General features: G+C 69.2%; 26 protein-coding genes. 17 read left to right on the top strand and 9 right to left on the bottom strand.

Features of this window, described 5'->3' with window-relative positions; all coding sequences use genetic code 11:
- Positions 1-17: 17 nt before the first annotated feature.
- From T333_RS19740 to T333_RS19715, 6 genes are all read left to right on the top strand, one after another.
- Positions 18-566 carry a hypothetical protein gene (locus T333_RS19740; protein ID WP_496425393.1) on the top strand — a complete coding sequence of 183 codons (549 nt, stop codon included), beginning with the start codon at positions 18-20 and terminating at the stop codon, positions 564-566.
- A gap of 140 nt (positions 567-706) precedes the next feature.
- The gene (locus T333_RS19735; RefSeq protein WP_496425392.1) at positions 707-2,332 is read left to right on the top strand and encodes a peptide ABC transporter substrate-binding protein; all 1,626 of its coding nucleotides are present in this window, start codon (positions 707-709) and stop codon (positions 2,330-2,332) included.
- Between the two features lie 87 nt (positions 2,333-2,419).
- Entirely contained in the window at positions 2,420-2,926 is a 507-nt protein-coding gene (locus T333_RS19730; protein ID WP_355003182.1) for a VOC family protein, read from the top strand.
- 28 nt (positions 2,927-2,954) lie between these two features.
- Positions 2,955-3,764, top strand: coding sequence for a MerR family transcriptional regulator (locus T333_RS19725; protein ID WP_357255349.1), 810 nt, complete (start codon positions 2,955-2,957; stop codon positions 3,762-3,764).
- Positions 3,765-3,840: 76 nt separating this feature from the next.
- Positions 3,841-4,542: a helix-turn-helix transcriptional regulator gene (locus T333_RS19720; RefSeq protein WP_496425391.1), complete on the top strand. Its 702-nt coding sequence runs from the start codon at positions 3,841-3,843 to the stop codon at positions 4,540-4,542.
- A gap of 92 nt (positions 4,543-4,634) precedes the next feature.
- Positions 4,635-5,015, top strand: coding sequence for a VOC family protein (locus T333_RS19715; RefSeq protein ID WP_355003179.1), 381 nt, complete (start codon positions 4,635-4,637; stop codon positions 5,013-5,015).
- A 176-nt stretch (positions 5,016-5,191) separates the two neighbouring features.
- On the opposite strand, the gene T333_RS19710 is transcribed toward T333_RS19715, so the two are convergent.
- The 3 genes from T333_RS19710 to T333_RS19700 all read right to left on the bottom strand — a co-directional run bounded on the left by T333_RS19710 (position 5,192) and on the right by T333_RS19700 (position 7,979).
- Positions 5,192-5,554 carry an antibiotic biosynthesis monooxygenase gene (locus T333_RS19710; protein ID WP_355003178.1) on the bottom strand — a complete coding sequence of 121 codons (363 nt, stop codon included), beginning with the start codon at positions 5,552-5,554 and terminating at the stop codon, positions 5,192-5,194.
- A 184-nt stretch (positions 5,555-5,738) separates the two neighbouring features.
- Positions 5,739-6,614, bottom strand: coding sequence for an LLM class F420-dependent oxidoreductase (locus T333_RS19705; protein ID WP_357255356.1), 876 nt, complete (start codon positions 6,612-6,614; stop codon positions 5,739-5,741).
- Between the two features lie 42 nt (positions 6,615-6,656).
- Entirely contained in the window at positions 6,657-7,979 is a 1,323-nt protein-coding gene (locus T333_RS19700; protein ID WP_496425390.1) for a flavin monoamine oxidase family protein, read from the bottom strand.
- A gap of 63 nt (positions 7,980-8,042) precedes the next feature.
- On the opposite strand from T333_RS19700, the gene T333_RS19695 reads away from it, so the two are divergent.
- On the top strand, positions 8,043-8,612 hold the full coding sequence (locus tag T333_RS19695; protein WP_357255361.1) for a TetR family transcriptional regulator C-terminal domain-containing protein: 570 nt from the start codon (positions 8,043-8,045) through the stop codon (positions 8,610-8,612).
- Between the two features lie 153 nt (positions 8,613-8,765).
- Here the strand turns inward: T333_RS19695 and T333_RS19690 are convergent, their stop codons facing one another.
- Positions 8,766-8,972: an EF-hand domain-containing protein gene (locus tag T333_RS19690; protein ID WP_355003174.1), complete on the bottom strand. Its 207-nt coding sequence runs from the start codon at positions 8,970-8,972 to the stop codon at positions 8,766-8,768.
- A gap of 149 nt (positions 8,973-9,121) precedes the next feature.
- Complete coding sequence (locus tag T333_RS19685) at positions 9,122-9,457, bottom strand: hypothetical protein (protein ID WP_355003173.1); 336 nt, start codon at positions 9,455-9,457, stop codon at positions 9,122-9,124.
- Between the two features lie 468 nt (positions 9,458-9,925).
- On the opposite strand from T333_RS19685, the gene T333_RS19680 reads away from it, so the two are divergent.
- Positions 9,926-10,696, top strand: coding sequence for a hypothetical protein (locus tag T333_RS19680; protein WP_496425389.1), 771 nt, complete (start codon positions 9,926-9,928; stop codon positions 10,694-10,696).
- Between the two features lie 15 nt (positions 10,697-10,711).
- Here the strand turns inward: T333_RS19680 and T333_RS19675 are convergent, their stop codons facing one another.
- Positions 10,712-12,433: an ABC transporter ATP-binding protein gene (locus T333_RS19675; RefSeq protein ID WP_496425388.1), complete on the bottom strand. Its 1,722-nt coding sequence runs from the start codon at positions 12,431-12,433 to the stop codon at positions 10,712-10,714.
- Positions 12,430-14,202, bottom strand: coding sequence for an ABC transporter ATP-binding protein (locus T333_RS19670; RefSeq protein ID WP_496425387.1), 1,773 nt, complete (start codon positions 14,200-14,202; stop codon positions 12,430-12,432). Before T333_RS19670 ends, T333_RS19675 begins: the two co-directional genes overlap by 4 nt.
- A 60-nt stretch (positions 14,203-14,262) precedes the next feature.
- On the opposite strand from T333_RS19670, the gene T333_RS19665 reads away from it, so the two are divergent.
- Positions 14,263-14,991 carry a TetR/AcrR family transcriptional regulator gene (locus T333_RS19665; RefSeq protein WP_357255373.1) on the top strand — a complete coding sequence of 243 codons (729 nt, stop codon included), beginning with the start codon at positions 14,263-14,265 and terminating at the stop codon, positions 14,989-14,991.
- A 12-nt stretch (positions 14,992-15,003) separates the two neighbouring features.
- Here T333_RS19665 and T333_RS19660 read toward each other — a convergent pair whose 3' ends face one another.
- On the bottom strand, positions 15,004-15,162 hold the full coding sequence (locus T333_RS19660) for a hypothetical protein (RefSeq protein ID WP_357255376.1): 159 nt from the start codon (positions 15,160-15,162) through the stop codon (positions 15,004-15,006).
- A gap of 148 nt (positions 15,163-15,310) precedes the next feature.
- On the opposite strand from T333_RS19660, the gene T333_RS19655 reads away from it, so the two are divergent.
- The 8 genes from T333_RS19655 to fadD8 all read left to right on the top strand — a co-directional run bounded on the left by T333_RS19655 (position 15,311) and on the right by fadD8 (position 22,584).
- On the top strand, positions 15,311-16,237 hold the full coding sequence (locus T333_RS19655; RefSeq protein WP_496425763.1) for an NAD(P)H-dependent flavin oxidoreductase: 927 nt from the start codon (positions 15,311-15,313) through the stop codon (positions 16,235-16,237).
- An 84-nt stretch (positions 16,238-16,321) separates the two neighbouring features.
- Positions 16,322-16,780: a Zn-ribbon domain-containing OB-fold protein gene (locus T333_RS19650; RefSeq protein WP_496425386.1), complete on the top strand. Its 459-nt coding sequence runs from the start codon at positions 16,322-16,324 to the stop codon at positions 16,778-16,780.
- A complete protein-coding gene (locus T333_RS19645) occupies positions 16,773-17,255 on the top strand; it encodes a Zn-ribbon domain-containing OB-fold protein (RefSeq protein WP_357255385.1) in 483 nt (160 codons plus the stop codon). The genes T333_RS19650 and T333_RS19645 overlap by 8 nt, the downstream gene beginning before the upstream one ends.
- Positions 17,248-18,324 carry a thiolase family protein gene (locus T333_RS19640; protein ID WP_496425385.1) on the top strand — a complete coding sequence of 359 codons (1,077 nt, stop codon included), beginning with the start codon at positions 17,248-17,250 and terminating at the stop codon, positions 18,322-18,324. Before T333_RS19645 ends, T333_RS19640 begins: the two co-directional genes overlap by 8 nt.
- Positions 18,321-19,481 carry a thiolase family protein gene (locus T333_RS19635; protein ID WP_496425384.1) on the top strand — a complete coding sequence of 387 codons (1,161 nt, stop codon included), beginning with the start codon at positions 18,321-18,323 and terminating at the stop codon, positions 19,479-19,481. Before T333_RS19640 ends, T333_RS19635 begins: the two co-directional genes overlap by 4 nt.
- A gap of 106 nt (positions 19,482-19,587) precedes the next feature.
- Entirely contained in the window at positions 19,588-20,778 is a 1,191-nt protein-coding gene (locus tag T333_RS19630; RefSeq protein WP_496425383.1) for a thiolase C-terminal domain-containing protein, read from the top strand.
- Between the two features lie 73 nt (positions 20,779-20,851).
- Positions 20,852-20,983, top strand: a complete 132-nt coding sequence (locus T333_RS19625; RefSeq protein ID WP_496425382.1) for a hypothetical protein — start codon at positions 20,852-20,854, stop codon at positions 20,981-20,983.
- A complete protein-coding gene (fadD8, locus tag T333_RS19620; RefSeq protein ID WP_496425381.1) occupies positions 20,980-22,584 on the top strand; it encodes a fatty-acid--CoA ligase FadD8 in 1,605 nt (534 codons plus the stop codon). Before T333_RS19625 ends, fadD8 begins: the two co-directional genes overlap by 4 nt.
- A gap of 42 nt (positions 22,585-22,626) precedes the next feature.
- Here the strand turns inward: fadD8 and T333_RS19615 are convergent, their stop codons facing one another.
- The gene (locus T333_RS19615; protein ID WP_496425380.1) at positions 22,627-24,177 is read right to left on the bottom strand and encodes a succinic semialdehyde dehydrogenase; all 1,551 of its coding nucleotides are present in this window, start codon (positions 24,175-24,177) and stop codon (positions 22,627-22,629) included.
- Positions 24,178-24,251 lie beyond the last annotated feature (74 nt).

The raw sequence follows: 24,251 nt of genomic DNA, 5'->3' as shown, positions 1-24,251 counted from the left end.
GGAGAGGACGAGGCGTCATGTCCATCGACGTCGCGAAGGTGACACCGGCAACTCGTGGCGGCACGGTCGCGCCCGCGCTCGCGGCGCTTTCCGCGGGCGGGTTTCTCGCGATCGCGATCTGGGTGTCGAGCCGCCTGGACGTGAGCGAGGAACTGCACCGCGTCGCGCTGTTCGTTCATCTCGCGGCGCTGGTGGTCGGCCTCGGCGCGGTGTTGGTCGGCGACTACGCGGCGCTGCTCTGGCTGACGAGGCGGGTGACGACGGCACAGCTGCTGCACGACATCGGCCGGTTGCATCTGCCGATCTGGGTCGGCCTCGCGGGGTTGGTGGGCAGCGGGATGCTGCTCGAACCCGAATTCGAGGTCCTCGCCACGCGCGTGAAGCTGGCGCTGGTCGCGATTCTGATGGTCAACGGAGTCCAGGCGATGGCGCTCGAACGGCGGATGGCCGCGGCGGGGCCCCACCTCGGCTTTCCACTCGTATTGCGTGGCATCGCGACCGCTCTCGTCTCCCAGAGTTGTTGGTGGGCGGCGATGTGGATCGGCTTCACCGCGACGCAGTCCTGATCAATTGACCGGTTTTGATTGTCCTGGCGCTCAACGTATTACGGTCAACGCACGGCACTGCTGCACTGGTCCGGGGGCATCCGGCCACATCCTCGTCGCGGTCGGACGCGCCCGGCATCACGCAGGAAAGGCAGCACCCGATGCGAAAATCTCGACTAGCGCTCAGCGTTCTCACCGCCTGTATCACGGCCCTCGGTGCGGTCGGCTGTGGCGCGGACACGAACCCTCCCGCCCAAGCGGCAAGCCTCCTCACCCTCAACACGACCGAGCCGGAGAACCCACTGGTGCCCGGCGACACCACCGACGCCGGTGGCTCGAAAATCCTTCGTACCCTGTTCAAGGGTTTGGTCGACTACGACCCGAAGACGGCCGCGCCGCGCAACGCCGTCGCCGAATCCATCGAGACCTCCGACTCCCGAGTCTTCACCGTCACACTGAAGCGCGGCTGGACCTTCCACGACGGCACACCGGTGACCTCGCACAGCTTCGTCGACGCATGGAACTACACCGCGTACGCACCCAACCAGCAGCAGGGCGCCGGATTCCTTTCCGTGATCGAGGGTTTCGACGCGGTGAACGCGCCCGACCCGAGCGGCACACCCGCGGCGAGTTCCGGCAGCCCCGCGGCGCGCACGATGAGCGGACTGCGTGTCGTCGACGAGCACCGGTTCACCATCACGCTCGCCGCGCCGCTGCCGAGCTTCGTCAACCGCCTCGGCTACCTCGCCTACGCGCCGCTGCCGAAGCAGTTCTTCACCGACCGGGCGGGTTATCTGGCGCACCCGGTCGGCAACGGCCCCTTCGAGTTCGTCTCGCACGCAGCGGGTTCCAGCTTGACCATCCAGCGCAACGACGACTACTCCGGCCAGCAGAAGCCCGCCATCGAACGCGCGGAGTTCCGCTTCAACAAGACGCTGGAGGCGGCCTACGCCGACGTCGTCGGCAATCGCCTCGACTTCCTCGAGGTGCTGCCCGGCGACGCACTCGTCGGCGGACGCTACAAGCAGGATCTCGCGGGCCGCCACTTCACCCGCGCCGGAACGGGTTTGCAGTCGATCACGTTCCCGCTCTACGACCCACGCTTCGCCGATCCCCGGGTGCGCCAGGCGATTTCGATGTCGATCGATCGGCAGCACGTCATCGATACGGTGTTCACCGGTGATCGCATCCCGGCCCCGGGACTCGTGCCGTCCACCGTGCGCGGCGCCGCCGAGGGCCAGTGCGGGGCACTGTGCGAACATCGACCGCAGCAGGCGCGAGAACTGTTCGACAGCACGGGATTCCAGGGTCCGATCGAGATCGCGTCCAACGTCGATTCGGCCAACGAGAAGTGGCTGACCGCGGTGTGCTCGTCGATCACCGCCGCGCTCGGCCGCGAATGCCGGTTCCAGCCCGTCTCGACGCTCGGCGAGTTCCGTCGCCAGATCAACGCTCACCAGATGCGGACGATCTACCGCACCGGCTGGGTCGCCGATTACCCGTCGATCGAGAACTTCCTGAACCCGCTCTACCGCACCGGCGGTTCGTCCAACACCGGCCGCTACAGCAACCCGCAGGTCGACGCGCTGCTCGCGCGCGCCGACGCCACGGCGAACGAACAGGAGTCCTGGAGCCTCTACCAGCAGGCCGAACGGCTGGTCATCCAGGACATGCCCGCGGTGCCGCTGGTGGTCCCCGGCGTGCAGACGGGCTGGTCGGAACGGCTGCGGAACGTGACCGTCACGCCCTTCCGCGACCTCGACCTGGAAACCGTCACGATCGCCTAGCGAACGCCCCGTCGTGCCTCGGTGGTCGCCGAGGCACGACGGCGCACGACTTGACCCTCACGTCGCGTGAGGCTCGACGATGACGTCATGACCGAGACATACCCCGCCTTCGACATCAGCCCCGTTCCCATTCCCGCCTTGGACGCCACACCCCCGGAGCTCTTCCGCGGCCTGTACGGCATGCCGATGTTCGTCACGGCGCCGACGCCGGATCTGGCCGCGTCGGTCGACTTCTGGAGCCGTGGCCTCGGGTTCTTCGATCTGTTCTCGATCCCCGGCCAGCTCACCCACCTGCGCCGCTGGGCGTTCCAGGACGTCCTGCTCGTGCAAGGCGAGCGGCCCGCCGACGCACCGCCGCTGACCGTGAGCTTCGCTTGCGTGCTCAGCCAGCTCGACCAGATCGAGGCCAAGTGCACCGAATTGTTGCCCGGCTGCACGACAGGGCCGCGACAGATGCCGTGGAATTCGGTGGAACTCGAGATTCGCACACCGGAGAACACCCGGGTGATCATGACCGCCGCCCGACCGTACGATCCGGACAGCCCGGAGGCCGAGCAGCTCCGCGCCATCGGGATCGAACCGCCCCGAGGGTGACGGAGACGCGACTGCCAGACTGGTCGGCGTGACGAATCAAGCCTTGGACGAAGACGGCGGTCGCACCGTCGGCGCCGTCGCGTCGCTGGTGGGCGTCACGATCCGGACGCTGCACCACTGGGATTCGATCGGGCTCGTCCACCCGTCCGAGCGCACCGACGCGGGCTATCGGCGCTACACCGCGGCGGATCTGGCCCGTATTCACCGGGTGCTGGTCTACCGCGAACTCGGCGTGCCGCTCGGCGACATCGCGGCGCTGCTGGACGCGCGGGCGGCCGACGCGCTCGCGTCGCTGCGCGAACAGCGGGACCAGTTGCGCGAGCGCGTCGCCCACCTGCGCCGGATGGGCGACGCGCTCGACCGCATGATCGAGGCGAGAGAATCCGGCATTCTGCTGTCCGCCGAGGAACAGGTGGCGATCTTCGGCCAGCACTGGCAGCCGTCCTGGGCCGAGGAAGCACGCGATCGCTGGGGCGACACCGCCCAGTGGGCGCAGTACGCCGAGCGCGCCGCGGGCCGGACCGCCGAGCACTGGCGACAGATCGCCGAGAGCGTCGAGGCGCTCAACGCGGAACTGGCCGCGGCCCATCGCGACGCGGTGCTTCCAGGAAGCGATCGGGCCAACGCGCTGGCCGAGCGGCACCGCGCCTCGCTCGGCGCGTATTTCGACTGCACCCATTCGATGCACGTCTGCCTGGGTCGCAAGTACGCCACCGACCCGGGATTCGCCGCCTTCTACGACGGCATCGAGACCGGCCTGAGCGCCTGGATTCGCGACATCATCGACGCCAACGCGCGCGCCAATGGCATCGATCCCGCCACGGCGACCTGGGTCTGACCGCCTGTCGAATTCGCGCCGATGGCTCGGGATTCCGTCCCGGAGAATTGTCGGTGGGCGGCGCTACGGTGGCGGCGTGAACCGGACGGATCGGCTGTACGCGATAGTCGAGGAGTTGCGGGCGATCTCCCCGCGGCTGCGCACCGCGCGGGAGTTGGCGCAGCGGTACGAGGTGAGCGTCCGGACCATCGAACGCGACATCGCCGCGCTGCAGCAGGCCGGTATCCCGATCTACGCCGACGTGGGCAGGCGCGGGGGGTACGCGCTGGAGAAGAGCATGTCCCTGCCGCCGTTGAACTTCACGCCCGCGGAGACCGTCGCGCTGGCGGTCGCGCTGGCCCGCCATCGCGGCGGCCCGTTCGAGCAGGCGGGTCACAGCGCGCTGCGCAAGATCTTGGCGGTGCTGCCGGAACGCAACGCGGTCGCCGCGCGCGAGCTCGCCGGGCGCATCCGTGTGATGGATCCGCTCGACGCGCAACAGATCAACGAGATTCCCGCGGTGATCGAACGGGCCATCGAGGTCGGGCGGGTGTTGCGGATCGGCTATCTCGACCGGTTCGGCGCGCGTACCGAACGCTACGTCGAACCGTTCGCGTTGGTGAGCGGGACGAACGGCTGGTACCTGGCGGCATGGTGCAGGCTACGCGGCAATCCGCGCTGCTTCCGGTTGGATCGGATCGCCTCGGCGGCCGCGACCGAACAGCCCGCGCCGCACCGCGCGTTCGACGGTCCCGCGTTCGACATCCCCGACGATCGGCTCCGAATCGTCGCGCTCTGAACGGATTCGAAAACACCGACAGGGGGTTGTCGCCACGGCGGGAGATCGTGATCCGGCAAGTCAACGACCCCGAGATTCCGGAGCGAAATCGAATGACCACTCCCGCCTACAACACCGTCGCCTGGTTCCAGGTCGGCAGCGACAAGCCCGAACTGGTGAAGAAGTTCTACGGCGAGCTGTTCGGCTGGACCTTCAGCCCGTACCCGAGCGGTGACCAGGGCTACGAACTGATCCACTACCCCGGCAGCGAGGGCCCGAGCGGCGGGATCGCGCACACCGCGGAGGCCTCGGCGAACCACGCCACCTTCCTGGTGGTCGTCGAGGACGTCGCGGCCACGCTGGCGGCGGCCGAAGCATTGGGAGCCAAGGTGGTGACGCCGCCGGTCACCAGCAACGACGGACTGGTGTCGGCCGACCTGCTCGACACCTCCGGCAACTTCTTCTGCGTGTTCAGCCCCGCGCCGACGTCGTGATGCCACGGTGAGCAGCTTCCGGCGCATCGGTGTTGGATGCGCCGGAAGCGCGAGGCGCCATGATCGGAGCCCATCGGCCTCCGATCGGATTGGCGGGGACGGGTGTTCGGATTCCAGACGCACCGCTCAGCGCCGGCGTCGCCTCCGCCGATCGAGCTGAGGTACGTCGAAATCGGTCACTGGGCGGCCCGGTGGCCTGATTGCGTCGAGTCGCGTTGCTCGGCGATCCGGCGGCGGATCTCGCCCCACGACAAAGGCAACTCGTCCACCGGTGCGCTGAAGAACACGAAGGTGGCGTCTCGCATGACCTTTCGCTTGCGCTCGACAGTCGACTTGTGCGGCTCGGAGCCCGCGTAGGCGTAGATGGCTGCCTTGTCCTCCCAAGCCGAATAGGTCCAGAATGTGCCCTTCAGCATCTCTGCCTTCAAAGCCACGCCCAGCACTCCCGGCGAGCGGCGGGCCTGCCACCACAGCGCCAGCGAGGCGATCAGGAAGCCGGGTGCGCTGCGCAGCGACTCGACCTCGAGGCGCGAGGCCATACATTGGACCTCGGGCTTGGTTGACATGCCGACTGTCGTCCACGGAAGCGTGGGCATAGACCGCTCTTTCGATCAGAGGGGTGGCGGCGGACCGCCGATTGGTTCCACCATATTCCACAGTGGGATGTGGGGTTGTCAACGACGCAGCCGCCCTCGACCCGCCCCATCAGAACGGGGGCGGTCGTCAACCGAGGTCGGCGAGCTGCGGGACGGCCGGTGCGAGCCCGTCGATCCACGCGGCAGGCGAACCGGTGGTCGGCACGACGATGACGGTGTGCACGCCGAGCTTCGCGTAATCGGCCATCTCACGGACGAATTCGTCGCGGGTGTCCGGCGTCGGGCGCGGGTTGTTCGCCATGATCGTCTTGCGAATCCGGTCGTAGTCGCGGCCGAGATCGTCGCAGTGCCTGCGCAGGACGTCGAGCTTGTGTTCGACGTCCTGCGGCGAGGTGCCGAACAGGTTGCACGCGTCGCCGTACTGCGCGACCAACCGCAGCGTCTTGCGTTCCCCGCCGCCACCGATCAGCACCTTGGGGCGGTGGATCGGCTGCGGTGAACACAGCGTCTCGGCCAACTGGTAGTGCTTGCCCTCGAACGGTCCGTTGTTCTGCGGGTCCCACATCTGCTCGCAGATGCGCAAGGCCTCTTCGAGTCGCTCGAAGCGTTCGGCGACCGAGGGGTATTCCACGCCGAGCCCCCGGTGCTCGCGCTCGAACCACGCGGCGCCGATGCCGAGCGCGGCCCGCCCGCCCGACAGGATGTCGAGCGTGGTGACGATCTTCGCGAGCAGGCCCGGATGCCGGTACGTCACGCCGGTGACGAGCAAGCCGAGCTCGATCGTCGAGGTGTGCGCGGCGAGGAAGCCGAGCGTGGTGTAGCCCTCCAGCATGTTGGCTTCCGCGGGAAGGCCGGTCGGCTCGATCTGGAAGTAGTGATCCATGAAGGACAACCAGGTCGCACCCGATGCTTCGGCCGCGGCGCCGACCCTGGCCAGTTCGCCCGCGATGGCGGTGGGTCCACCGTCGATGTCGAAGATCGGAATGTGAAAGCCGAGTTCCATGGTGTGGTCTCCTCGTGTATCGGCAAGCCCGTGACCACAACGCTACGACTTGGAGTGCGCTCCAAGGCAAGTCGAGCGCAACGACGCCACGACCTCGTCGGCGGCGCGCTCACCGGAGACGACCGCGCCTTCGAGGTAACCAGTCCAGCGCGGCGCGGTCTCCGTACCCGCCCAGTGGATCGGGCCGGTCGGCTTCGCGGCGTCGGTGAAGACATCGAGCGTGCCGGGAAGCGGGACCCCGGAGTACCCGCCGCCGACGAACGGATCGTGGTGCCAGGACTTCTCGTGCCAGCTGAGCGGGTTCCGCACGGCCGGACCGAGATGATCGGCCAAGGCGGACAGCACGGTGTCCCGACGGTCGGCGGGGGTGAGCCGATCCAGTTCCCTGGCATCCCGTCCTGGGACGAGCACACAGAGGTGGCCGGGGCCGGTCGGCGGTGAGATGTCGAACGAGGCGGGCACCGGACCGTCCAAGGCGACGATCTCGCCGCTGAGTCCGCGCTCACGCCAGAACGGCCTGTCGTAGACGGCGATCGCCTTGTAGATCGTGCCCATGCGGAGGTTGTCCTGGAGGCGTCGGCGTTCGGCGGGCAGGCGCGGATCGTGCCGGATCTCCGCCGCGACGGGCGCGGGGACGGTGACGATCACGCGCGCGGCGTGCACCGAACCGGCGGGGGTGGTGAGGGTGACACCGTCGGCCGATCGCGTGATCGCGGTGACCGGCCGCGTGAGATGCACCGCGTCGCCCAGTTCGGCGGCGAGCGCTTCGGCCAGCGCACCGGCTCCGCCCGAGAGCAGCGATTCCTGCGCACCGCCCGCGGTGCCGAGCATGACGCGCAGACCGCCCGCCGAGCGAATGCCCACGGCGAGCGCCGCGACGGAGACACCGTCGAGATCGCAAGCCAGCGCTTCCGACAGGACCACCTCGACCAACCGGCGTGCTCGCGACCCGGGGATCCGGCCGACCCAGTTCGACACCGTCACCTCGTCCCACCGGCGACGCGCACCCATGCGCGCCAGCAACTCCAGCCGCAGCAGCGCCGATCCGGCTGCCGCGGCGGTGAGCGGGCCGATCCGCACGCGTCGCCCGCCGTCGAGCACGAGGCCTTTGCCGACGCTGGGCGTCGGGAACAGGGTCATGCCGAATTCGCCTGCGAGCGCGGTCATCCGGGCGTGGTCGTGGCCGATCCACTGGCCGCCGAGATCCACCGGGGTGTCCGCGGCCGAGCGCTCGGTCCTGGTGCGGCCGCCGACGCGGTCGGCCGCTTCCAGGACGAGTACGTCGATGCCGTGCGCGCGTAGGGCACGGGCGGCGGTGAGTCCCGCGAATCCCGCGCCGATGACCGCGACCGTCGTTCGTTCCATCGCCAGCTCCTTTATGCAACGCTTGTTGTAAAACAAGTGTTGCATAAATGCTAGGCTGTGGCCATGCCGCGCACCGTCGATCGCACCGCCCGCCTCACGGCCGTCAGCGACGCCGTCGTCGGCCTCGCCACGGAGACCGGTTTCGCCGCCGTGACCATCCGTTCGGTAGCCGAACGCGTCGGCGCGTCGACCTCGGTGGTGACGCACTACGTCGGCAGCCGAGACGAGATGCTGCGCATGGCGGTTCGACGCGAGGTCGACGCGCGGCGCGCGCAAGCCGAGGACGCCATGGCAAGCCGCCGTGGCGCGGTCGGGTTGCGCGCGCTGATCGAATGGGCCGTGCTGACCGCCGACGAAGCGACCCACCGGTTCTGGCTCGCGCTGGTACTCGGCGCGCCCACCGAGCCGGTCCTGCGCGCGGAGCTCGACGCGTTCAACGAGTGGTGGGACGCCGCGCTCGAAAACCTGTTGGCGCAGGCGGGAATCACGGAGCTGGAGCGCGCCGCGGATCTGCTGAACGTCGTCGTGGACGGCCTCGTCGTCGGCGGGTTCGACGAGGGCGCGCCGTGGCCGCCCGCCCGCCGTCGGCAAGTTCTTGCCGCGACGTGGCGCGCTCTCGGAGTCGCCGAGTGAACGCTCGGCGAATGCGCCGCCGCTACGAAACCGGCGGCGGTGGAGGGGAACACGAGGGCCCCTCGGCGGAGGGGCCCTCGCTCGTTCCGGTGGAACGATGGATCGGCAACGCTCTTCTTCGGCTCGGAGCGAAGACGCTCCAGCGAGGCCGATTCAGAGCGGCGCGCGAGCGGCGGACAGGAATTCTTCCCTGCTGATCCGGCCGTCGCCGTCGATGTCGACTTCGTCGAAGCGGGTCATCAGGATGTCGATGTCCTGGCCCCGGCGCTCGTAGTGCTGGATGAATTCCTCGCGGTCGATGTAGCCGTCGCCGTCGATGTCCAGCATGTCGAACTTCTCGTGAATGTCCTGAATATCCATTCGGTTCTCTCCCAGCTTCTAGGCGGGGCGGCGGCTGCCGCTCCGACAGGACAGGTTTCGAGCCGTGTTGGAGAAACTGACCCATCAAGGATAGGGGTGCGCGGTAGCGCGTGCGCGAAAATCGAAAAGTCGGATCGGACGCTCGGAATCTAGGTGTCCACGTCTTTGATCGCGGATCCCGCTATCGCCGAGGCTCGCCACAACTCGACGGCGAGCAAGAATGCCTGCACGCGTCCCTCGACTTCATCCAGAACCACCCCGTCCGGCCAGGAAACTCGGCAGTGATACCAGCAGCGGCGCGCACGATCGCATCGCCGCGGCTCGGGCGAGAGCAGATCCCGGCAGACGCGCCTGGCGAGTTCGGCGAGCGCCGCCGACGTCTGCGCCGGTGTGCCCACGTTGCCGACCCGCCACCACAGCTCCTCCGTCCGGCCGGGTCGCGATATCTCTACGAGGTAGATCAGTTCGGTGTCCTGATCACTCATACACAGGCACTTTGCCAGATACCGACCGGTCTACCCGTAGCTTCGCACGCGTGTTTTCAGAATGCCGAGAAAACGCTTACGGCGGGCCGGCGGACGCGCCGCACCAGCGATATAACCCGCTCGAATTCAAGATCGATGGCCCGGATGTATTGCCGGTGGATATACCCGCGACTTCCATCACCGAGAGCTGTTGCGACAGCGGCGCACAACTTCCGGCGCCGACGCGTAGCCGCTGACCGGGCTCATGTCCGGCGCGACCGATGTCGGACCGACCCGGGCCGTGTTGGTGTTCGGGTTGGTCGGCGACTCCGGCTACTTTCAGGGCGGTGCCGGACGACGGGGTTCGGTGCGACGACGATCCCTGAACGGAAAGCGATGAGCATACCTACAGTTCCCGGCCATCCCGGCGCGCCGCCCGGGTATACGTGGCGGTGCGTGTGGCCCGAGTCTCGGGCCATCGGGTGGTCGGTGGCGTCCTTGGCCGCGCTGGTCGGCGGGGCGGCGGGTTCGGTCGTGGGAATGGTGTTCGGCGACCGGTCTGTCGTGGGGATCGGCGGGCTTCTGCTATTGCTCGGCGGGATCGCCGCGATCACCTATTTCGTCATGGGCATCGAGGATCGCCCCAAGGTGCGCCCGGGCGATGCGGAGAACACCTTCGTGCTGCGCTATCTTCCGGTTCGCCTGGCTCCCGTGCTCGCCGGGCTCGCCGCGGTGGCGGTGGCGGCACTGTGGCTCGGCATCGTCACAGGCGAGCTCGAGCCGACGCTGTGCGGGATCGCGCTCCTCGTCGCGCTCCTCCTCTTGGCGGGTTTGGCCCTCTCCTACCGACGCACCGCACGACTTTCCTTCTCCCCGGACGCCATCCGGATCACCACGCGCAACTTCGACTGGGAATTCCCCTGGGACGCGGCGCACTTCGCGGCGGGCTTCGACCCCAAGGGCGCCGAGACGATCGAGATCCGATGTCCCCGCCACGCGGTGACCACCCGCCGGACCCCGAGGAAGACCCCAACCCACCTGCGCCCACCCGCCGACAGCCCGGACGGCCCGTGGAAGATCGCCCCGATCATGTGGGGCGTCCGCCCGAACTCCCTGTACTCCACCATGACTCACCTGCGCACCAACCCCGCCCTCCGCACCCGACTCACCCACCCCCAACTCACCGCCATGCTCACTCCCCCACCCTGGCGCACCCGCCACGCCCTGGACCTCGACCCCGCATTGGACCTCGACCTGTAGACATCTCCGCTGAACTCAGACCGTCAACCGCCAGCCCCGCGCCCGCTCGCGCTCCCGCCAGAAGTCCTGGTATCTCCCCGGCTGGTCGATCAGTTCCTCGTGCGTGCCGCGCTGCGCGATGCGCCCGCCGTCGAGCACCAGAATCTGGTCGGCGGACGCGACGGTGTGCAGCCGATGAGCGACGACGATCACCGTCCGCTGCCGCGCGAGCGCCCGCAGCGCCGCGGCGATCGCCGATTCGTTGTCCGGGTCGAGTGCGGCTGTCGCTTCGTCCAAGAGCACGATCGGCGCCTGCTTCAGCAACGCCCGCGCGATCGAGACCCGTTGGCGCTCACCACCGGACAGGCTCACTCCCCCTTCGCCTACCCGCGTGTACCAGCCGTCGGGCAACCGGTCGACGATCTCGTCGACGCGCGCCGATCGGGCAGCCGCACGGACCTCTTCGGCGGTGGCGTCGGGGCGGCCGAGCCGGATGTTGGCTTCGATGGTGTCATCGAACAGGTACACGTCCTGGAACACCATGGCCACCTGGCTCATCAATGTGTCGGTGGACTGGTCGCGCACGTCGACGCCGCCGACTCGCACCGCGCCCGCGTCCACGTCCCAGAACCGCGCGATCAGGCGCAGCAGCGTCGTCTTCCCGGACCCGGACGGTCCGACGATCGCGGTGAGGGTGCCGGGCCGGATGTCGAACCCGATGTCCCGCAGGATCGGCGCTCCGCCGTAGCCGAAGGCGACCTTCTCGAAAGACACCGCGCCCGGCGAGGTGACGGGCTTGTCGCCCTCGGGAAGCGGACGAACGGCGAGAACCTCGTCGATCCGGTCGATGTCTGCGGCGGCCATGCGCAACCCGGCCGCGTGGTCCACCAGATCGATCAGCGGTCCCGCGAAGCGCGTGACCAGCACCAGCAGCGCGATCAACTCGGCGGCGTCGAGTGAACCGCCGAGCGCCAGCGCGACACCGATCGCGATCAGCGCGACGAACGTGGCCTGCACGGCGGCCGAGAACGCGACCAGAGCAGCAACGGCGTTCCGGTTCATCTCGCCGTAGGCGCGCCGCTGCCTAACGAGGGCGTCGTCGAGCAGCCGGTTGCCTTCGCCGATGCGGCCGAACGCGCGCAGCACCTGCTGGCGCTGCGCGAATTCCACCACCCGGCTCGCCGATTCGACGGCGGCGCGATCGATCGCGCCGAAGCTGCGCGCGATGGCGTCCTGAGCCCAGCGGTGCGTCGCGAGGAGCATCGCTCCCGCGATCAACAGCGCCGCCCCGAGCCGCGGATCGAACAAGAACATGCCCGCGGCCACGACGGCGGGCGTCACCGCGCCACTGATCACCGGCTGCATCAGGTGCGCGGGCACGCTGACGATGTTCGTCGTGCCCTGCGACATCGAATGCGTCAGCCTGCCGGTGCGATCGGCGCCGAACCAGCCGAGCGGCACCCGGGCAAGATGGTCCCCGACTCGATGGTGCATGCCGAGCAACAGGTCGTCGGCGATCTGCTGACCGTGCATCGCCTGCGCGTAGTAGACCACCGAAGTCGCGGCCGTGACGATCGCGAGTGCGGCGAGCCAGGGCAACGCAGCGTCCCGATCGCCGCCCAGCAGCGGGCGCAGCACGGGAACCACCAGCAGCACACAGATGCCCTGTAGCACCGAGAAGGCGACGATCAACCCGATCCACCGCGTGAACCTGGTCCGATGCGCCGGGTCCACGATGCGCAAAAGCTTGCGTATCATCGTGCTTCCTTCCGAACGACAACCTGCGACCGCCACATTCGCGCGTACTCGCCGTCGGCGGCGACCAGTTCCTCGTGCTTGCCCGCCTCGACGACCCGGCCGCGAGAGAGGACCACGATGCGGTCGGCGTGCCGGATGGTGTGCAGGCGGTGGGCGATCACCAGCAGCGTCCGCCCCGCCACCAACCGCGACAACGCGTCCTGCACCGCCGCCTCGGATTCGGGATCGGCGAACGCCGTCGCCTCATCGAGCACCAGGACGGGCGTATCGCTCAGCAGTGCGCGGGCGATCGAAATACGCTGTGCCTCACCACCGGACAGGGGCGCGTCCGCGCCGACGACGCTGTCGTAGCCGCGCGGCAGCGCCTCGACGCGTTCGTGGATCTGGGCGGCCCGCGCCGCGGCAGCCACCTCCGCCGCGTTTGCGTCGGGGCGGCCGAGGGCGATGTTGTCGCGAATGCTGGTGCGCAGCAACGCCGTTTCTTGGAAGACGAAGCCGACACGGCGGTACAGCTCGCGCTCGGACATGCGGCGGACGTCGACGCCGCCGATCCGCACGGCGCCGCCCTCGACGTCCCAGAAGCGCGGGAGCAGCCGCGCCAGCGTGGACTTGCCGGAACCGGAGGCGCCGACCAGGGCGGTGACCGTGCCCGGCGCCATCACGATGTCCACGCCGTCGAGCACGGTCGTCTGCCCGCCGTAAGAGAAACGCACACTGTCGAATTCGACCCGCCCGTCGACAGGCGCCACCGGGTCGGCGGCGCGGCCCAGCTCGGAAGTGGCGAGCAGATCGGCGATGCGGCCCGCCGCCTCGGTCGCCACCTGCATCGCCTGCGCGCCGAAACCGAGCGCCAGAATCGGCGCGCCGAGCCCGACCGCCAGCATCGCGAACGCGATGAGCTCGGCGGGTTCCACAGCGAGCAGGACGCCACCACCGAGCGCCACGAGCAGCAGGACCGGCGGCGAGACGAGGGCGGTGGACAGCGCTTCCATGCGCCGCATCGGACCCGCCCACTCGCTCAGGAACCGCGCCAGATCGTCGGCCGCGCGGCGGTAGCGATCCCGTGCGCGCCCCGCCTGCCCGAAAGCCTTCACGACCGCGATGCCGTCGACGAATTCGACGACGGCAGCGTTGACACGGTCCAGTTCGGCGCTCCACTGCGTCATCCGTGCGGACCCGTCGCGCATCATCCATGCCACCGCGGCGAACCACAGGACGATCGGCGCCAGACAGATCAGCGTCAGCCGCCAGTCGAGGACGAACAGATAGCCCAGCGCCACCACGGGCACGACGACCGCCGCCACCAGATCGTTGATCGCGTGCGCGACCGCGTGATGGACCGCCGCGACGTCGTCGGACAGCACCCGCTTCACCCGTCCGGAGCTGCGCTCGGTGAACCAACCCAGTGGCACCCGCCCCAACCGGTCTGCCATCCGGCGCCGAATCAACAGGCCGACATCGGCGTCCGCGATGTGGCTCAGCGTGTACGCGGCCGCCGAACACGCTGTGCGCGAGGCGAATCCGACGCCGCAGAGCGCGACCCACAGCCAGACCGCGCCACGGTCGGCCGGGCCGCCGCCGAGGAGTTCGCGGCCGATCTCGACCACGGCGACGTACGGGGCGAGCGCGGCCAGCGCCCCGAGCAGCTGGAGCGCGCCCGCTGCCACCAGCCGACCGCGCACGGGCGACAGCAAGACACCCAATCCCGATTTCTTCGGAACCGGCGGCGCGACCTCGGGAAGCACAGGGTCCAGAACGGATGCCGTCATAACCAACCCCAATTTTAGATCAGTGTTCTAATTTCGGAGGCTACCGGTAGGGTCGGCACGGTGTCCAGAGGTTCGAGGCGGGAGTATCACACCGGGCTCTCACGGCAGGCGATCACCGAGGCGGCCGTCGCACTGACCGCCGAGCGTGGGCTCGACGGGTGGAGCATGCGCGAACTCACCGCGCGGCTCGACACCTCGCTGTCGGTGATCTACCACCACGTCGGCGATCGCGGCCGTGTGCACGCCGCGGTGATCGACGAGATCTTCGCCGAGATGTCGTTGTCGCTCGACGAAAGCGATTGGCGGCGTTGGCTGTACGACATCTTGTCCGCGATGATCGACCATCTGGTGCGCTATCCCGGCGTCGCGGCCTGGCTGTTGCGCAACGGCCCGCAGACCGAGCGACTGCTGCCGACCATGGAGGCGGGAATGCGCCGGATGGTCGACGCGGGCTTCGGGGACGAAGCCGCGCACGCCTATTCGGTCGCGTTCAACACCTGCCTCGGCCTGATCGCCCTCGGGGACCAGAAGCCTGCCATCGGCGATGAAAGACAGGGTGCCGCAGCGGAATCCGGCATGGCGGGCTTGGCGCGGATGCTCGAATCGCGACCGTCGGACGGACTGGACCAGATGCGCGATCTCGCCTCCGCCGCCGCGATCGATGACGACGCGGCGCGCGAGACCGCGCATCGGGAGTACTGCCGCTACGCGCTCGAGCGTGTCCTCGACGGATTGGAAGTCAGGTTGCGGGAGCTGACCGGCGCTGCGGGTCAGCTCCCGGCGCGGTGATCCGCTGAGGGATCAGTCCGGCGGTTCCTGGGCGTTCTCGGTGGCGGCCATTTCCGGGGCGACCTCCCTGGTCGCCATTCCGGCGTCGCGGCCTTGGTCGGTCGGGCCTGGTGGCTTGTCGCTCTTGGACTTGTCGTTGTTCTCGTCGTCGGTGTCTTTCGCGCGTGGCATGGGGGCCTCCTTCGTCGTCGCTTCGGTCTACCCACCCCGCCGCGCTTCAATCCCGCCGCTGTGCTGGCATGGAGGGATGGCTGTGTCGCAACGGGAACCGCATTCTTCGGAAGATCGACCGCTCCTGACCACGGAGTGGTCGCGGGCGATGGGCCTGCGCGTGCCGGTGGTGAACGCGCCGATGGGTGGCGTCGCGGGCGGGCGGATGGCCGCGGCGGTCACCGCGGCGGGTGGGCTGGGGATGATCGGCATGGGCAGCGCCGGATCCGCGGCCGCGCTGCGCCGGGAACTTCCGCACACGACGTCCCTCGGCGGGCGGTTCGGCATCGGTGTCGTGGACTGGGTCGTCGCCGCCGAACCGGAACTGCTCGACGTGGCCATCGCCGCGGCGCCGACGCTGATCGCGGTGAGCTTCGGGACGGATCCGTCCTGGATCGAGCGCGTCCGATCCAACGGAATACGCACGGCCACACAGGTATACAACGCGACCGAGGCGCGCCGGGCCGAGGACGCCGGTATCGATCTCCTGGTCGCGCGGGGCGCGGAGGGCGGCGGCCACGGCGCGGTGGAGATGGGGACGCTGCCGCTGCTGGACGCGGTGCTCGACGCCGTGACGGTGCCGGTGCTCGCCGCGGGCGGCATTGGGTCACCCGCGAGTCTCGCGGCCGTTCTCGCCGCGGGCGCCAGCGGGGCGTGGCTCGGCACGCACCTCGCCGCCTGCGCGGAGTCCTCGCTGTCGGAGGCGAGCCGCCGCGCGATGATCGCGGCCGACGGCACCGAAACCATCGCCACCACGGCGTTCGACGTGGCGATGCGATTGCCTTGGCCGACAAGGTTTCCCGCGCGGGTGCTGCGCAACGACTTCGCGGCCCGGTGGACGGGTCACGAGGACGCGCTGCGCACGGACGAGGCGGCGCAGGCCGCGTTGACCGCCGCGATCGCCGCCGACGATCCGCGAACCGCGCCGGTGGACGCGGGGCAAGGGGTCGGCATGATCACCGCGGTCACCCCGGTGGCGCAGGTGATCGACGAGCTCTGCTCCGGCGCGGCGGAGCTGCTCGCGCGCGGACGCTGACAGCACGAGACCCGCGCACGCGGGCTCAAGCACTTGATTCAATCAAGTGATTGAGGCAGACTCCGACCGTGAAAGGAGCTGCCGATGTCCGCTGATGTCGACGAGGGCCTACAGGCCCCCTATGAGATCGAGTTCCCGTTCGAGCGCACGGTGGGACCGGTCGTCGGGACGTTCCTCGCCGGGCTGCGCGAGAAGCGGCTGTTCGGCGCGCGGACCGAGCGCGGCACCGTGGTGTGCCCGCCGCCCGAGTTCGATCCGGTGACCGGCAAGGAGCTGAGCGAGCTCGTCGAGCTGAAGCCGGTCGGCGCCGTCGAGTCCTGGACCTGGGTTCGGCACCGCCCGGGCGATCCGGTCGACGACGATTTCGCGTGGGCGCTCATCGCCGTCGACGGTACGGAGGGCACCTTCTTCCACGCCCTCGACGTCGGCGGCGACCCGGCGCGGATTCGGCGAGGCCTGCGGGTGCGGGCGCGCTGGGCGGAAGAACGCCGCGGCGAGATGTCCGACCTCCGCTGTTTCGAGCCGGAGGGCGACGATGAATAAGCCACTGCCGGAACCGGTTTCGCTGATGCCGACGCCGCTGCGGATGGAGTTCACGTTCGTCGCCGGTGTCGGTCGCTCGCGATTCCTGCGCGGCCTGTCCGAGCGCCGCCTGCTGGCGAGCACCTGCCCGTCGTGCCGCCACGTGTATCTGCCCGCACCGGAGTTCTGCGCACGCTGCCTCGTCGAACTCGACGAGCCCACCGAACTCGACGGGCGCGGAATCGTTTCCACCTTCTGCGTCGTCAGCTTCCCGTTCCCCGGTCAGGAGATCGAGCCGCCGTACGTGGTGGCCTACATCCAGCCGCACGGCGCGGACACCCGGCTGATGCACCTGATCCGCGAGGTCGACATCGCCGAGGTGCACATCGGCATGGAGGTCGAGCCGGTCTGGCAGGAGGGCGCCGAGCTCGAGCCGTCGTGGATGAGCATCCGCCACTACCGCCCCGTCGCGACCGAGGAGGTTCGGCATGCGTGAGATCGCCGTCGTCGGCTCCGCACAGTCCGCCTGCCTCGCCGCGAACCGCCGCGACGACATGGCGGGCATCCTGCTCCCGGTGATCCGGGAAGCGCTCTCCGACATCCAACTCGACCGCGACCGAGTCGATTTCGTGTGTTCGGGCAGTCACGACTTCCACGAGGGACGCACCTTCGCCTACATCGACTCGCTCGACGCCGTCGGCGCCTGGCCGCCGATCGCGGAGTCGCACGTGGAGATGGACGCCGCCTGGGCGTTCTACGAGGCGTGGTCGTGGCTGCAACTGGGGCACGGCGACATCGCGCTGGTGTACGGGATCGGCCGCGGTTCGCTGCCGCGTGACCTCGACCAGGTCGTGCCCACCCAGCTGGACCCCTACTACCTCACGCCGCTGCGCCCGCATCGCGACGCGATCGCGGGCGTTCAGGCCTGCGCGCTGCTCCAGTCCGAGGTGACCACGGAGCGCGAGATGGCGCGGATCGTCGCGCGCAGCCTGGCGGACGCCAAGGCCAACCCGCACGCACAGGTGGCGGGCGAATACGAGGTCGACGAACTGCTCGCCGCGCCCTATGTGGCCGCGCCTTTGCGTGACCACGACGTGTCGCCGGTCGGCGATGCCGCGAGCGTCGTCGTGCTCGCGACCGGTGACGTCGCCAGATCGCTGTGCGAACGTCCCGCCTGGGTCCGCGGCATCGACCACCGGATGGACGGGCACTACCCGGGGTCGCGCGATCTGACCAGGACGCCCTCCGCGAACCTCGCCGCCGCGCGGGCGTCGGCGACCGCGGGCTTCGCCGCGAGCGAGGTCGACATCGCCGAACTGCACGTCGAATACTCCGCGCAGGAACCGCTTCTGGTTCGCGAACTCGGGCTCGGCGCGGCGACGGCGATCAATCCGTCGGGCGGGCCGCTGGCGGGTAGGCCGACCACCGCGACCGGTCTGATCCGTATCGCCGAGGCGGCCAAGGGCATTCGGTCGGGCCGAGCCCGCCGAGCCCTCGCGCACGCCACCAACGGCCAAGCGCTGCAACAGAATCTGGTCTGCCTGTTGGAAGGAGACCCGGCATGACTGAACCCGTCGCCGTCATCGGCATCGGTCAGGGCAAGCAGGCCAAGCGCCGCGAGACGACCATCGGCGCGATGGTGCGCGAAGCGGTCGCGGCCGCGATGGCCGACGCCGAACTGGAGCTGGGCGAGGTCGACGCGATCGTGCTGTCGAAGACCCCGGACCTGTTCGACGGGGTGATGAACCCGGAGCTCTACCTCGCCGACGCGCTCGGCGCCCGCGGGCTTCCGGTGACGCGGGTCTTCACCGGCGGCAGCGTCGGCGGGCACGCGGCCATCTACGGCGCGCACCTCATCGAGGCGGGGTTGGCGCGGCGCGTGCTCGTCGCGGCGTATTCCAAAGAGTCCGAGGGCAATTTCACCTGGGCGCTCTCCCGCGGACTGCCCTTCAGCGCCAAACTCGGCGCGGGCGCGGGCGGCCATTTCGCGCCGGTCATCCGCGAGTACATCCGCCGCTCCGGCGCACCGGAACACATCGGCTGGCAGGTGGCGGTCAATCACCGGCTCAACGCGCTGCGCAATCCGTACGCGCACGTGCACATGCCCGACATCACCGTCGAGAAGGTCAAAGAGTCCCGCATGCTGTGGGACCCGATCCGCTACCTCGAATCGTGCCCGTCTTCCGACGGCGCCGCCGCGATCGTGTTGTCGGCGGCCGCGCAGGTCGGGAAGACAGCGCGCCCGCCCGCCTGGATCCACGGCATGTCGTTCCGCACCGAGACCGGCCACTTCGCCGGACGCGACGAGGTCAACCCGCGCGCGGGCGCGGAGTGCGCCGCCGATGCCTACCGGCAGGCCGGAATCATCGATCCCGCAAGGGAAGTCGACGTGGCGGAGCTGTACATCCCGTACAGCTGGTACGAACCGATGTGGCTGGAGAACATCGGCCTCGCTCCGCTGCACCAAGGCTGGAAACTGGTCGACGACGGGACGACGCGATTCGGCGGGTCGCTGCCGATCAACCCGTCCGGCGGCGTGCTGTCCGGCAACCCGACCGGAGCGACCGGCCTGGTCCGCTTCCTCGAGGCCGCGCTACAGGTCCGCGGCATGGCGGGCGAGCACCAAGTCCCCGGCGCGCGTCGAGCCATCGGCCACGCCATGGGCGGCGCATCCCAATTCCACGCCCTCTGGGTCGTCGGCGACGAACGGCCGAACACGTGAGGCCAGCCCCACGCGGACCTTCCGCCCGCCTCGCACGGGACACCACCACTGCGAGGCGGGCGGAGCCGGTGCGAGGGCGGGGATGAACCGAGACAGGAGTTCGAAGATGCGGCGGGTTTACGTCGTCGGTGTCGGGATGACGCCGTTCGTCAAGATCGGGTCCAAGCCGTGGACCTACCCGGAGATGGTCGGCGAGGCGGTGCGCTGCGCGCTGGGCGACGCGGGGATCGGCTACGACCGGGTCCAGCGTGCCGCGGTCGGCTATGTCTTCCAGCCCTCGGCGGCCGGGCAACGCGCGCTGTACGACGTCGGCATGACCGGCATCCCGGTGGTCAACGTCAACAACAACTGCGCCACCGGCTCCACCGCGCTCGTGCTGGCGCGCGAGTGGATCGGCGCCGGTCTCGCGGACGTGGCGCTGGCGGTCGGGTTCGAGCAGATGACCAAGCAAGCCATGGCAGGCCCCGCGACACCGCCGAAGACGACCACCGTCGACGGGCACCTGCGAGTCATGTCCGCGCACTACGACTTCGGCGCCGCGCCGATGACCACCCAGTTCTTCGGCAACGCCGCGCTCGAGCACGGCAAGCGCTACGGCACGACGCCCGAACAACTGGCCGCCGTCGCGGTGAAGAACCACCAACACTCGACGCGTAATCCCTTGGCGCAGTTTCAGAATGCCTACACGCTGGAGCAGGTGCTCGCCGATGTGCCGGTGCACGGTCCGCTGACCCGCTCGCAGTGCTCGCCCATGTCGGACGGCGCCGCGGCCGCCGTGCTGGTGAGCGAGGACGTGGTGCGCGAACTCGGTCTGGAGGGGCAGGCCGTGGAGATCCTGGCCCAGGAACTGGTCACCGACGACGAGTCCGCGTTCGCCACGGGGTCGATGATCGATGTCGTCGGAGCGCCGATGACCCGCGCCGCGTCCGGTCGCGCCCTCGAGGCCGCGGGGATCACCATCGACCAGGTCGACGTGATCGAACTGCACGACTGCTTCTCGATCAACGAACTCATCACCTACGAGGCGCTCGGTCTGTGCGGGGAGGGCGAATCGGGTGCGCTGGTGGAGTCCGGCGCCACCACCTACGGCGGCGCCTGGGTGGTCAACCCGTCCGGCGGACTGATCTCGAAGGGTCACCCGCTCGGCGCTACCGGACTCGCGCAGACGGCCGAACTCTGCTGGCAGCTGCGCGGGCTCGCCGCGGATCGGCAAGTGCCGGACGCGCGCATCGCTTTGGCGCACAATCTCGGCCTCGGCGGCGCTTGCGTCGTCACACTGTACGCGGGGCCGTCATGAGCGAACGGAGTGAGCGAATCGTGTTGCAGCGCGCTTCGCGCATGCCGAAGCCGAGCGTCAGCGAGGTGCAGGCATGAGCGAACGTAGTGAGCGAATCGTGTTGCAGCGCGCTTCGCGCATGCCGGAGCCGAGCGTCAGCGAGGCGCAGGCACCCACGTGCCCAACGACGGTCAACGACGAGTGCTCGGAGCTGAAACACCTATGACGACAATCGATCTCGACGCCCACCTGCGCCTGCCGGTGCACAACGGTCACAGCCTGCTCGCCGGGCTGCGCAGGCACCGCCACGATCCGGTGCTCACCCTCGGTGACACGGTCCTCACCGGCGCCGACGTGCTGGAGGCGATCAGCCGCTACGTCGCCGCGTTCGCGGCCAACGGAGTCGACACCGGCACGCCCGTCGGCGTCCTCGCGCTCAACCGGCCCGAGGTGCTGTTCACCATCGGCGCCGGGCAGGTGCGCGGTCATCGGCGCACCGCGCTGCACCCGATGGGCGGGCTGGACGATCACGCCTACGTGCTCGCCGACGCGGGCATCACCACCCTGGTGCTCGACCCGGTGCCCGCCTTCGTGCAGCGAGCCCGCGAACTGGTCGACCGGGTGCCGGAGTTGAAGCGGGTCCTCGTGCTCGGCGCCGTTCCGCCGGAACTGGCCGATGTCGGCGTCGATCTGACGGCCGCCGCTGCGGCGTTCGACGCGGAGCCGATCGAGGCCACCGACCTGCCGCCCGACGCCGTCATCTCGATCAGCTACACCGGCGGCACCACGGGAAAACCCAAGGGCGTCATCGGAACCGCGAGCACCATGGCGACGATGACCCAGATCCAGCTGTCGGAATGGGAATGGCCGCAGCGGCCGAGATTCCTGATCTGCACGCCGCTCTCGCACGCGGGCGCGGCCTTCTTCCTCCCGGTCGTCCTGCTCGGCGGTCAGTGCGTGGTGCTGCCCCGCTTCGAACCGGGCGAGGTGCTGCGCGCCATCGAGGAGCACAAGATCACCGCGACCATGCTGGTGCCGTCGATGCTCTACGCCCTGCTCGACCACCCGGATCTCGCGACCCGCGACGTGTCGTCGCTGGAGACGGTGTACTACGGCGCCTCGGCCATCGACCCGACCCGGTTGACCCAGGCGATCGAGCGTTTCGGGCCGATCTTCGCGCAGTACTTCGGGCAGTCGGAGGCGCCGATGGCCATCAGCTATCTCGGTAAGCGCGAACACGATTCGGCGCGGCTCACCTCGTGCGGTCGTCCCTCGGCGGCGCTGCGCGTCGCGCTGCTGGATACCGACGACAAGGTCGCCGCGCCCGGCGAGGTCGGCGAGATCTGCGTCTCCGGACCGCTGGTCGCGGCGGGTTACCTGAACAAGCCGGAGGCCACCGCGGAGACCTTCCGCGACGGCTGGCTGCGCACCGGCGATCTGGCCCGCCAGGACGAAGACGGGTTCCTGCACATCGTCGGCCGCAGCAAGGACATGGTGGTCACCGGCGGTTTCAACGTCTTTCCCCGCGAGGTCGAAGACGTCGTCGCCGAGCATCCGTCGGTCTCGCACGTCGCGGTCGTCGGGGTGCCCGATCCGCGCTGGGGTGAGGCGGTCACCGCGGTCGTCGTGCTCGATCCCGCCGCACCGAACGACGCGACCGCCGTGGAGACGATGATCGCGGAGATTCAGGAGACCGTCCGGCAGCGCAAGGGTTCGGTCCAGGTGCCCAAGCACGTCCTCGTCATCGACGAGCTGCCGCTCACCGGTCTCGGCAAGCCCGACAAGAAGGCCGTGCGCGCCCTGGCCGCGGAGCGGCTCGACCGCTGACGAACAAGGCGAAACCGGCTGGTGGACAGCCGGTTTCGCCTGTCAGCGGATGCGGTAGCGGCGCAGCAGCGACAGCGACGTGAGGGTGCGGTCGAGGTAGGCGTCGTACGACTGATCCGGTCGCGGGCCGAGCACCTGCCGCTTCAGCGTCGCCACGTTCGTCGACTCGGTGAATTTCAGCAGACCGGCGTCGCCGTTGCGGACTCCCATCCCCGACGCCTTGAATCCGCCTGAGGGCGCGCTCTTTCCGGCGTAGGCGAGCGCGGCGGAGTCGTTGACATTCACGTGTCCGGCCGCCAGCTGCGCACCGACCGCGCGCGCCTCCGACAGATCGCGCCCCCAGACGCTCGCGCTCAACCCGTACCGTGTGTCGTTCGCGAGCTCGACCGCCTCGTCGACGGTCGAGAACGGGTACAGCGCGACGACAGGACCGAAGGTCTCCGCTCCGAAGACGTCCATCTCCGCGGTGACGCCCTCGAGCACCGTTGGCGCGTAGAACGTCGGCCCGAGCTCCGGCATGACGTGACCGCCGGTGAGCGCCCGCGCGCCACCGGCTTTCGCCTGCTCGACCTGCTCCGCCACGCGGGCGCACTGATCGGCCGAGACCAAAGCGCCCATCTCGATGTCGAAGTCGTAGCCGGGCCCGACCCGCAGCGCCGCGACGCGCGCGGTGAACTCGTCGCGGAAAGCCGCATACACCGATTCGTGCACGTAGATCCGCTCGATGTGCAAACACAGCTGACCGGTGTTGTCGAAGACCCCGGAGATCGCGCTGTGCACCGCCGCGGGCAGATCCGCGTCGGCCAAGACGATCATCGGGTTCTTGCCGCCCAATTCCAGGCACGATTCGACGAGGCGCTCCCCCGCCTGCTTGGCCACCAGCCGACCGGTCGCCTCCGATCCGGTGAACATCACGAAGTCCGCGCCGTCCACGACCGCGGGGCCCACCACCGGCCCGTCGCCGCAGACGATCTGAACGAGTCCCTCCGGAAGCCCAGCCTCGAGCAGCAGCCGCAAACCGAACGCCGGACTGAGCGGAGTCCGGTTGTCCGGCTTGAGCACGATTCCGTTTCCGGCCATCAGCGCGGGGATCGCGTCGCAGTAGCCGATCGCGAACGGGAAGTTCCACGGCGCGATCACGCCGACGACCCCGCGCGGCTTGCGGATCTCGGTGGAGGTGCTGACCAGTGGTATCGCGCCGGGATGCCGAACGGGACGCAACAGTCGCGGCGCGCGCTTCAGATAGTGGCCGATGACCATCGGGATGTCGCACAGCTCCTCGAAGGCCATGCGGCGCGCCTTGCCCGTCTCGATCTGGATCAAATCGGTGATCGTCCGGTGGTTCTCCAGGACCAAGCGGTGGAAGCGCTCGAAGACGGCCAGCCTGCGGCGCACCGGCCAGCGCGCCCATTCGGCCTGGGCGGCGCGGGCGCGGTCGAACGCCGCGGCGACATCGGCGGGCGAGGACTGCGGCAGTCGCGCGACGACCGTTCCGGTGAAGACCTCCACGACCGGAACGGTGTCGGATGGATCGCCCGCCACCAGGGCGGTCAGTCCCGAGAAGTCGTGGGCGGGAACGGTGGTCGTACTCACGAACGGCACTCTATCAAGTGATTGCATCAGTTGATAGAGATAACGTCTGCGCTGGGCGAACGGTCATTACAATG

Source organism: Nocardia sp. CNS-044 (assembly GCF_059570515.1).
Note: the sequence above shows the minus strand (reverse complement) of the source record. Positions and strands in the feature narration are given on the sequence as shown.